Raw genomic sequence first — 2212 nt, forward strand, 5'->3', positions numbered from 1 at the left:
TTGGAATCCAAAATCAGACACCCCATCCTCCTCCAACCATTCCAGCTCTTCTTCGGTTAAGTCTGCCCCCCATCCCTCGTCTCGGTCAACCTCTTGCAGGCTGTCATCATCTCTTTGCAACCAACTGTTACTACTTGCCTCTACGCTTTCAAATAATGTCATATCGTTAAGGTCAAGATAAATCCGGCTACAATAGCCGCCGCCGTGTGCTTTGAGGCTGTCGTAAAACCATCCACTCAAATCAAATTCGGTATTATTGATAATATCGCGTGCTGTGATTTTTTTGATATTCATTTTATTTCCTTTCTGCCGCCCAAAGGCGGCAACATAGTTAAATGCCACTTTTTCTAACGATAATATTGAGTGCTATATCCTCTGCAATTCCGCCTGTCGTTTTTTCATAAACTGTGGTGGATTTTGCCAATTCTTCAATATCCGCCTCTGTAATTCTCACGCCGTATTTTTCGTTTGCCATCTTTATATCAGTCTGAATAGTGCAATTTCATTTGGAATTTTCCCACCGTATGCCGCCCGAACTTCTTCTTGCTTCCCTTCGAAAACACGGCAAGCAAAAATGTAGCGGTACAATGTATCTTTTCTTCCAAAGATTTTTTGAAACGTTGATTTCTCGGCATGGATGTATTTGCCATCATCTGTTTTAAACTCGAAAGTTTTTGTTTGGAATATTTCTTTTTTGCTGATGATTTTCATTTTTTTGCTCCTATCCGCCCGATGGCGGTCAGTGGTTAATCATGTTTTCGGCGGTCTGTGTTGTCTGCCGATGTGTGTATATTACCGCCATTTTGTCGGTAATGCAAGAGGTTTTTTGATTGTTTTGTAAAAAATCTGTAACTTTATGATTTATAGAATAATTTAATTACAGACCATCTACAAAGTCCGCCCAATCTTGCAGCATTTGGCGGCGTTGCGTGATAAATTTGGCGTGAAAATATGCCGCATCTGTCTGATTGTCTTTAGCGTGGGCAAGCTGTGCCTTGATGTACTCATGCTCGTAGCCCATCTCTGACAGATTGGTTGCAAGCGTCGCTCTAAAATCATGCCCTGATATTGTCAGCCCCATATACTCCAACGCCCTATTTATGGTTGTGGCTGACAGCATATCGTCTGGTCGTTTGCTGTTTGGGAACAGTAGCCGCCCGTTACCCGTAACCGCGTGCAATTCTTTGAGTAACTCGACGACCTGCGACGACAACGGCACGACGTGCATTCTCGATTTTTTCATCTTGTTTGCGGGGATGCGCCAAATCGCGGCTGGCAAGTCAATATCAGCCCATTCAGCCCGCCTTGCCTCAATCGTGCGGACGGCTGTGTATAGTAATAGCTGCGCGGCTTTTTTGACGACGAACGACCCATTGTAGTTTGCAAGGCTTGTTTTAAAATCCCTGATTTGTTCAGCGGTCATGGCTTTAGCGTGGGTTATTTCGGGTCGCTTGAGATACCCGGCAAAAGCCAACGTAGGGTCATTTGTCGCCCGCATTGTTCGGATCGCATAAAGAAAAACTGCGCTCATGTGTTGACGGGTGTATATACCCGACACGATAACGCCTTTGTCTTTGCAAACGTCTAGACACTCCATAATCTGACGTGGCGTTACTTTGGTTATCGGCGTGTCTCCGATGATTGGATAGGCGTATTTTTTAAGCATACGATGTATGGCTTTAATGCCTCCATCGCTGATTGTCTTGGATGCCAGGTACTCTTCGGCGATGGCTTCAAACGTGTTTCTGTTTTGGCGCGCGTTTTGCCGTTTCTTTTCGGCTCGGTCTTTGGCTGGGTTAATCCCCTGCTGAACAAGTAGCCGCGCCTCCTTGCGTTTTTCACGCGCTTCGGCAAGCGAGACATCAGGATATGCCCCGATAGCAAAAACGGACTCTTTACCGTCAAGCCTGAAGCGATAACGCCATAGTTTCGAACCGTTTGGATTGATGACGATATACAAACCGTTGGAATCGGTTAATTTATAAGGCTTCTCGGCTGGTTTCGCCTTGCGGATTTGGGTATCGTTAAGCATAAAAAAGAGGGTATGAATGAGTTGATACCCAAAATCATACCCTCTTTTTTCAAGGATTGCCACGCACTATCGCGAACGAAAACGGACAGAAAACGGCAATAAACACAGGCTTATCAAAATGATATGAACTAAATCGAACCGTTACGGACGAGAATAACAGTTATCAATGAACAAAAGCAT

General features: G+C 44.7%; 4 protein-coding genes. All 4 read right to left on the reverse strand.

The window, feature by feature from the left end; translation table 11 throughout:
• Window positions 1-294: hypothetical protein (locus tag HMPREF3050_RS00840; protein ID WP_141758373.1), on the reverse strand; the 294-nt coding region annotated here is incomplete at its 3' end.
• A 37-nt stretch (window positions 295-331) separates the two neighbouring features.
• Window positions 332-475 carry a hypothetical protein gene (locus HMPREF3050_RS14520; RefSeq protein ID WP_168166249.1) on the reverse strand — a complete coding sequence of 48 codons (144 nt, stop codon included), beginning with the start codon at window positions 473-475 and terminating at the stop codon, window positions 332-334.
• A 2-nt stretch (window positions 476-477) separates the two neighbouring features.
• Window positions 478-711, reverse strand: a complete 234-nt coding sequence (locus HMPREF3050_RS00845) for a hypothetical protein (protein ID WP_070773136.1) — start codon at window positions 709-711, stop codon at window positions 478-480.
• 166 nt (window positions 712-877) lie between these two features.
• Window positions 878-2095 carry a tyrosine-type recombinase/integrase gene (locus HMPREF3050_RS00850; protein WP_094113274.1) on the reverse strand — a complete coding sequence of 406 codons (1218 nt, stop codon included), beginning with the start codon at window positions 2093-2095 and terminating at the stop codon, window positions 878-880.
• Window positions 2096-2212 lie beyond the last annotated feature (117 nt).

Origin of the sequence: Neisseria sp. HMSC065D04, assembly GCF_001815675.1 — a bacterium.
Lineage (GTDB): Bacteria > Pseudomonadota > Gammaproteobacteria > Burkholderiales > Neisseriaceae > Neisseria.

Coding starts and splice junctions, on each gene's coding strand:
- HMPREF3050_RS00845 (WP_070773136.1), bottom strand. CDS start 711: ATGAAAATCATCAGCAAAAAAGAAATATTCCAAACAAAAACTTTCGAG.
- HMPREF3050_RS14520 (WP_168166249.1), bottom strand. CDS start 475: ATGGCAAACGAAAAATACGGCGTGAGAATTACAGAGGCGGATATTGAA.